Source organism: Micromonospora sp. DT44 (genome assembly GCF_049841635.1).
In the GTDB taxonomy this organism is placed as follows: domain Bacteria; phylum Actinomycetota; class Actinomycetes; order Mycobacteriales; family Micromonosporaceae; genus Micromonospora.
Genome location: NZ_JBNCKS010000111.1, coordinates 1 through 7,023 on the forward strand (window position 1 = coordinate 1; position 7,023 = coordinate 7,023).

A 7,023-nucleotide genomic window follows, 5' to 3' on the forward strand; every position below is an offset into this window, starting at 1 on the left:
CGCCGCAGGCTCAACTACAACGTCGATCATGCCGTTGGGCTGCCAAAACTCCAGATCAGGCAACTGCGGCTGGAGTATTAGGCAGAACCTGTACATCGACGACGCCGAGGCGCGCCTGCGACAGGCGCTGCCGACACCAGTGTGGGACTTGTACGTCATGGTGTCGGCGTAGAGGTACGGGGGTGCGCCCAGGTCGCGGTCGGCGATACGGGTCTCCCGAATGAAGAGTCGTTGACAAGTTGATTCGCTGTGCCTTGATGGAGCGGGGGCAGTGGCAGGCGGGACTGTCTCGGCACCCGTGTCATCGGTCGGCTAGGGCGCCTGGCGGGCTGGCGGCTGCCCGACGTGGAGCCTCATTCATGAGGAAGCCATATTTCTGGCGCTGCGAGCTGTGCAGAACGATCATGAGGCGCTAATCTCGCGTCTATGTCCGATCGGTTGAAGCCTTACAATCCACTCGATCGTGTGGAGCTTGGCAAGAGCGTGGAGCGAGCTCTACTCTCGAGGCCTTTGGCGCCGCTGCCGCCAAAGGAATCCTTCGCTGGCGCGGGCCTCTACGCCATCTACTACGTTGGCGCCCTGGATCTGTACCAACCGATTGCTCCGCCGGTGCGTGATGTAGGAGAAATTCCGATCTACGTCGGCCGTGCCAGCGCCCCCGGTGCCCGGCAGGGAGCGCTGGGTCTTCAGAGCACGACTACCAAACCGGCACTGTTCGACCGGCTGAGGCAGCACGGCAAATCGGTGCAGCTTGCGGAAACGTACTGCATCGAGCACCATCAACTTGGGCTGCGCCTTGAAGATTTTCGATGCCGCTACCTCGTCGCGGACGACATCTGGGTCCCGCTCGCGGAGGCGTTGCTAATCGGTCACTACCGGCCGGTCTGGAACGTCCTCATCGACGGCTTCGGGAACCACGACCCGGGTAAGGGTCGGGGCGATCAGGCCCGTTCCTCGTGGGACATGCTGCACCCTGGCCGAGCGTGGGCAGCGAAGCGGCCGGCGGCTAAGAAAGACGCTGACCAACTTCGTCGCGGGGTCGTTGATCATCTTTCCAAGGTGAAGGCTCCGGATCTCGACGCGGTGCCGGCGGTTGACGAAAGCGTCACGGAAGCAATGCTTGAGGAAGAGGGCCTCACGCCGCTCGAAATGCTGATCCGAGATCTCTGATTGAGCCTGGCTGGGCCGACACCGAGTCGCGGCAGACAGCCTTGAGTGGCGCAAGAGCGGGCGTGGATAGGCAGGGTCGGGTCATACGGTCAGTCAGCCGGACGGGCGGTCGCTCATCGTGTGCACTGGGAGCCTCCAAGCCTGGGGCTGAGCCTGCGCTGGCGGCATCGATGGGTGCTCGAGGTGACTCGGGCTATGACATCGCTGAGGCAAGATTGATGCGAAGTTCCTCGATGACCCCGAACGCCTCCTCCTCTTCTATGTCCTCGGCCCACCGTAGACGCCAAGCAGAGCCGCGGGCTAGCACCGCGTCGAGTGCCCGCGTGGCCAGGTCGCGTAACTGCGAGGTGGCCTGGATGTCATGAAGGCCGAGGAATCGCGGTGCGTAGGCCGAGTCCGACGGCGGCGTGCCGGCGATTGATTGGAGCACCGTTGCCGCTGCTGCGATGGCTTGAGCGGCATCCTCGGGTGTAAGGACACCCGCCGCCAGGACGGCTGCCTCGAGAGTCTGACGCACGAATAACGTGCGTTGATCAGGCACTGTGTCTTCCAGTGCGCCACACCACTCAACCGCGTCGTCGTTGTCGAAAGGACCGAGCTGCCAGGTTGCCATCGCTCCTCCTCAGGCTCGCGTAACGAAACCACACCGGCGCCTACCGGCCTCCTAGAGGGCTCCTCGTCAAGACCTCGTTGGTCCGATTCGCAAGCCGCCTGCCCTGAGGGGCATCTATCCCGACAACATCGCGAGCGTGTCACTTCCGAAGATCTACAACTCCGCGGTATGATCCTGCGGTGCTTGAGCCGCCAAGGAAGCCAGCTAGTGATCGAACCTCGGTCGAGTTGTTCGCTGGCGGCGGCGGGTTGGCCATGGCGGTGCATCGGGCTGGTTTCAGGCCCCTGCTGGTCAACGAGCTTATGAAGTACGCGTGCGACACGCTCAAGGCCAACGCGGCCGACTCAAGGGGTGAGGACGAGCGGATCCCCTCAATCGGCGAGCGGTGGCCCCTTGTTGAGGGCGACGTGTCCCGGGTTGACTTCGGCTATCTCTGGGATCGTGTGGATTTACTTGCGGGAGGGCCACCCTGTCAGCCGTTCAGCTTGGGCGGCATCGCGCGGGGTGATGAGGACAAGCGGAACATGTTCCCGGAGATGTTCCGCGCTATCCGAGAGATCCAGCCCAAGGCAGTCATCTGTGAGAACGTCCGCGGCCTGCTGCGTCCGTCGTTTAGACCGTACTTCGAGTACATCGAACGCGAGTTGAAGCTCCCGTTCGAGGAGCGTGACGATGACGCAACGTGGCGTGATCATGACGAGGTGTTGAAGGCGCGCCTCGCCGAGGAGCCGTCAGATCCCAAGCGGCGGTATCAGGTCGTCACTACCAGGGTCAACGCGGCCGACTACGGTGTTCCGCAGATCCGCAACAGGATCATCATGGTGGCTTTCCGGTCGGATCTCGGAGTGGACGTCGATCGCTTCGTGGACGCGGTGCGTCCACGCTACTCGGAAGCGGCGTTAGTTCGTTCGATGCTGGATGGGACCTACTGGGTGAGGCACCCAGACGTACCTGATCACGTGCGTCGACGTGTCATGTCTCGACTTCCGGCGGCCCCTCCGCCGGGCGACGACATGCTTCCGTGGCGCACGATGCGCGACGCCCTCAAAGGACTCGACGGACAACCTCCCCTCCCTGCGGTGCCGTGGGACCGGCTGGACCGGCGCGAGTACAACCTCGGTGGATTTACCGACCACATTGGATGGCCGGAAGCACGAATCTATGCCGGGCATACCCCGAACGAACTTGACCGACCAGCGAAGACGGTCAAGGCTGGAGTGCACGGCGTACCAGGCGGCGAGTCCGTGGTGCTGACCGACGAACTTCTGCCCGAGCCTCTTGATGGCTCGACCTATCCGTACCGGCACAGATACATGACGGTTCGAGAGACGGCACGAGTTATGACGTTTCCGGACCAATGGAGGCTGGCCGGCCCTCGGGGTGAGCAGATGCGCCAGCTCGGCAATGCTGTCCCCGTCGCGCTAGGTGAGTTCTTCGCCCGAGCCATCGCCGTCGCGCTAGAAGAGGCTGAGAGTCAGCGGTGACTTCGACCGCGGCCCGGGTTGATATTCGTTGGGCTGAGAAGCCACCGGACCAGAAGGCTTGGAAGGGTCGACAGGGACGAAGCCGGAAAGTGGCGTCGCTCGAACAGGACCGCGCTGCCGGCGGGCCTGACCGGCGTTGGGTTGACCTTGGCGACGGGCGGCAGGCCCGGGCGTCCGTCGAACTCAAACTGCTACCGCGCACTCGTCGGATTCGGGCCTACCTGCGCTGGTCCGACAAGGGACGGTCACCCACCCGCTACCTTGGCGAGGTCGAATGCGCTACGCGGGTTGAGAATCTGGCCGAGGGTTGGCGTCTTGCGTGGGCTCGCGGTCTTCTTGTTACCGCCGACACCACCCCGACATCATGGGCGAAGAACCTCAGCGTGCGAGCCGTCATGCGCGCCAACAAGGCCCGTGATACGAGCCCCGAAAGACGGCTACGTTCAGTCCTACATAAGCGGGGCCTGCGTTACCGGGTTGGCGCTAGGCCTTTGCGCGACCTACGTCGCACTGCCGACGTTGTCTTCCCTGCCGCACGCGTCGCGGTCTTCGTCGATGGCTGCTATTGGCACGGATGTCCCGACCACTATCGCCCTGCCCGAGTCAACGGCCAATTCTGGCGCGAAAAGATCGAAGGTAACCGCGCGCGGGACCGAGAGACGAACCAGTTGCTCGCCGACGCTAGCTGGTCCGTAATCAGGGTCTGGGAGCATGAGGATCCTGCGGAGGCTGCGGACCGGATTGAAAGCACAGTGAGAGGCGCGACTTCTCGTTGGCTCACCCGGTCTCATCCGACCGGGCTGAGGGGTGAGTAGCATCCCGAACCAGGACATCGTAGGTTGGTGCGTCCTCCCATTTCGGCTCTAACTTGGTAACCAGGTTCCAGTTCCATGAGCGGTATGCCAGTCGGGCCACTGCGTTATCTGGGCGGACCAAGAGCGTGGCTCGCGCCTCAGATCGGCTCGTGACCAAGTCGTCATGTAACGCCCTAGCCACGCCCTGACGTCGCCAAGCAGGATGCACAAGTAGTTCGCTCAGCGCGAAAGTTCGATTTCCGTCCTCGTGGGTAAACCCGGACGGCACAGGCTGGTGGATTCCGTCCCACCACCGTGTCTCTGGAGGAAGTGGGAAGCCATAGGTGTAGCCGACCAAAATGCCGTCGACAGTTGCGGTGACCAGCTCCCACCCCACTCGCTGCATGTGCAGGTCGAGCTGACGCCGGTAGCGGTCCTCGCTGTAGAACTCGCCGCCGCCCACGTAGACCTCCAAGTAGAGGTCCACGAGCTGATCGAGGATCCCCTCAGCCTCGTCGGCCCCGTGATGGCGAAGTTGCAAGCCCTCGATCACATACTCACCGCCCGGTCGTAGGCGTCAACGAACTGGCGGGTTGTGGTTGTGGCATTTCCTGGTGCTGCACGCTTCGCCCGCACCTGCGCAAGATTCCGGCTCACTCGCCCCGAATTCATCTGGCTCACCGCCGGCAGGACGTCCAGGGCGATGCGCGCCGCCTCGTTGGTGTCACCCTGCTGGTACGCCGCGTCGGCGAGGTCGATCGTGTAAAGGACCTGGTTGCGCCGATAGACCGGCGATGGGTTGGCAGTGATCGCGCGGAACGACTGAGCGGCGCGTTCGGGTCTGCCCAGGGCGAGGTTGGAAAGTCCTTGGATGCCGTTCAACTCCTGCTCGTCCACGAAGTCGACAAACCCTGGGTCGTCGTCGTGTGGCCCGCGATCCAGCTCGCGACGAGCCTTCGTCATCTCCCGACTGAACCCGCTCGCGTCTCTGAGCACGGCGTAGGCGTGTGCCTTCCGCAGGTGTAGCAACGTGCTGAGTCGAGGCGTGGCCCATCCGGCAGAGACGCGCATCGCCGCCTCGGCGCAGTGCAGTGACTCGCCCGGTTGGCTCTCGCGTAGTAACAGAGACAACAGTGCCAATGCCCTCACCTCCACCCGTGGGTCGTCGGCAATGCGAGCGCGGGTAATGGCCTCGTTGAGGAAGGGCCGGGCTTCCGGACGGCGTTCGGCGTCGACGGCGAGCCATGCCGCCTGGATGCCGAGGTCAGCCAGGGCGCCTTGTAGGGCGTCCCCGACCTCTCGGCTGTAGTTCGCCTTGGCGGCCCAGGCCGACAGTCGGGCGTGTACCTGAATGGCGACGTCACAGAGTTGGTCGGCTCCTACTGTGGCATCCGCCTGCCGGAGGTCGTTGACCAGCGAGCCGGCCAGCCGCACCTGTTCCATGCCGATGGTCCCGGGTGCGTTGGTGGGGCTTGCGAGCAAGTAGGGATGGCCCGCCGCAGCGAGTCCGGTGAGCGCGGCCAGAATGTTGAAGCGTCGCCGGTCCGTAACGCCACCCCCTCCGGTCGAGGCACCCTCCACGGTAGCCGTCTCAGCGGGCAGACCACGGTGATCGATCTTCCGGAGGGAGGGCGGACGGTCTGATCCCATCTCCACCACCCGGATTCCAGCACGGTAAGGCTGGTCTGGCAGGCCAAACCAGAGGCAGACGGCCGGTATGCGGAGGAGCTGCGCCCAGTGCGTCAGCCGATCAAGGTGCACCAGCGGCGGGCCGTTCTCCACGCGACTCAACTGCGCCTGCGTGATCCCCAGCCACCCCGCCACCACGCTCTGCGGCAACGCGACCCGCCCGTGATACGGATGGCACCGGTACGCCCGGATCACCCGCCCCAGATGCCGCTCCGCCAGCGCGAGTCGTACCGGCTCGTGGTCCCAGAAGCTTGCCGGTACCACCGGAGGCGCGCTCAGCCGGTCCCGCTCAGCGGCCTGGCACGGCGTACACCGTCCGCTGTCGTTGTCCCGGGCCAGCCGTCCGCCGCACCGAGGGCAGTTCGCGTGTGTCACCGGCGGCTCCGTCCGCTTCGCCTCATCGAGCGTATCCATTGAACACGCTGCGTGGAGCACTGGTATACGCACGACGCATATCGCCGATAGGCGGCAACCGTTCAGGACGAGCGCGCCGCCCGCAGCGCCTCGACGACCACGCCCCAACGTCCCGGCCCGTTCACCGAGTTCAGCGGCTTGCCGTCCGCCACGATCACGCCGGCAGCGCGCAGAACCGCCAGGTGTCCCGCATAGGCGGGATGCGCGGCCAGCTTCTCCTTGGTGTGCGGGAACGCGATGATCGGCAGCCCCGCGCCCAGTGACTCGTTGAGGACGCCGAGCGCCAGCGTGTCGTTGATACCCAACGCCCACTTGGTCACCGTGTTGAAGGTGACCGGGGCGGCCACCACCACATCGGCGGGCGGGTGCGGCTCGGGGTCGCCGGGCATCCGCCACTCCACGCGTACCAGATAGCCGGTTTTTTCTTGTAGCGCCGCCCGGTCGAGCCATGGCGCGGCGGTCGGGCTGACGATCATGCAGACCCGCCAGCCGTCGGCGATCAGGAGGTCGACCAGCTCGTCGATATTTTCCGCCGGGCCTGCGGCGCAGACGACCAGATGCAGCACCGGACGTTCCGTCATGCCCGCAGTCTGCCCGATTCGCCAGTCGAGGCGTGGAGCACATACCGATCGTGTATCCCGTCAACGATCACCGTGACATGCCGTTGTGCCTGGTCAGGCGCGACAGTCGACGCATGGCCCGGGGCGGGTGTTCGGCCTCGGAGTTGCGCCGGCCCTCAACGGCGCAGCCCTCCCGCCCCGGTGCCAGCCCACGATTCGACGACTAGATGATCGATTCCAAGGGGTCAGTGGTCGTAGGCGGTCAGGGATCGCATGACCGGTTGGCCGGTGTGCCAGTT

7 protein-coding genes are annotated in these 7,023 nt (G+C 64.7%); 3 read left to right on the forward strand and 4 right to left on the reverse strand.

The genetic code is table 11. The features are described 5' to 3' along the window. Positions 1-426 precede the first annotated feature (426 nt). Positions 427-1,170 carry an Eco29kI family restriction endonuclease gene (locus tag ACLQ25_RS32220; protein ID WP_425734504.1) on the forward strand — a complete coding sequence of 248 codons (744 nt, stop codon included), beginning with the start codon at positions 427-429 and terminating at the stop codon, positions 1,168-1,170. 193 nt (positions 1,171-1,363) lie between these two features. Here ACLQ25_RS32220 and ACLQ25_RS32225 read toward each other — a convergent pair whose 3' ends face one another. Next, entirely contained in the window at positions 1,364-1,783 is a 420-nt protein-coding gene (locus ACLQ25_RS32225) for a DUF4259 domain-containing protein (RefSeq protein WP_425734505.1), read from the reverse strand. Positions 1,784-1,962: 179 nt separating this feature from the next. Here ACLQ25_RS32225 and ACLQ25_RS32230 point away from each other — a divergent pair, with 179 nt between their 5' ends. Together ACLQ25_RS32230 and ACLQ25_RS32235 are read left to right on the forward strand one after the other, a co-directional pair. Further along, a complete protein-coding gene (locus ACLQ25_RS32230; protein WP_425734506.1) occupies positions 1,963-3,267 on the forward strand; it encodes a DNA cytosine methyltransferase in 1,305 nt (434 codons plus the stop codon). Between the two features lie 395 nt (positions 3,268-3,662). Continuing rightward, complete coding sequence (locus ACLQ25_RS32235) at positions 3,663-4,082, forward strand: very short patch repair endonuclease (protein ID WP_425734510.1); 420 nt, start codon at positions 3,663-3,665, stop codon at positions 4,080-4,082. Here ACLQ25_RS32235 and ACLQ25_RS32240 read toward each other — a convergent pair. The 3 genes from ACLQ25_RS32240 to ACLQ25_RS32250 all read right to left on the reverse strand — a co-directional run bounded on the left by ACLQ25_RS32240 (position 4,045) and on the right by ACLQ25_RS32250 (position 6,745). Continuing rightward, complete coding sequence (locus ACLQ25_RS32240; RefSeq protein WP_425734507.1) at positions 4,045-4,614, reverse strand: GNAT family N-acetyltransferase; 570 nt, start codon at positions 4,612-4,614, stop codon at positions 4,045-4,047. The two genes, ACLQ25_RS32235 and ACLQ25_RS32240, sit on opposite strands and share 38 nt — an antisense overlap. Beyond that, entirely contained in the window at positions 4,611-6,014 is a 1,404-nt protein-coding gene (locus tag ACLQ25_RS32245) for a hypothetical protein (protein WP_425734508.1), read from the reverse strand. The genes ACLQ25_RS32240 and ACLQ25_RS32245 overlap by 4 nt, the downstream gene beginning before the upstream one ends. Positions 6,015-6,226: 212 nt before the next feature. Further along, positions 6,227-6,745 (reverse strand): flavoprotein, encoded by a 519-nt coding sequence (locus tag ACLQ25_RS32250; RefSeq protein ID WP_425734509.1) that lies wholly within the window; start codon positions 6,743-6,745, stop codon positions 6,227-6,229. Between the last annotated feature and the right edge of the window lie 278 nt (positions 6,746-7,023).

Excerpts from the sequence above, each read along its gene's own strand:
- ACLQ25_RS32220 (WP_425734504.1), top strand. The coding sequence starts at position 427 with ATGTCCGATCGGTTGAAGCCTTACAATCCACTCGATCGTGTGGAGCTT.
- ACLQ25_RS32225 (WP_425734505.1), bottom strand. The coding sequence starts at position 1,783 with ATGGCAACCTGGCAGCTCGGTCCTTTCGACAACGACGACGCGGTTGAG.
- ACLQ25_RS32235 (WP_425734510.1), top strand. The coding sequence starts at position 3,663 with ATGCGCGCCAACAAGGCCCGTGATACGAGCCCCGAAAGACGGCTACGT.
- ACLQ25_RS32250 (WP_425734509.1), bottom strand. The coding sequence starts at position 6,745 with ATGACGGAACGTCCGGTGCTGCATCTGGTCGTCTGCGCCGCAGGCCCG.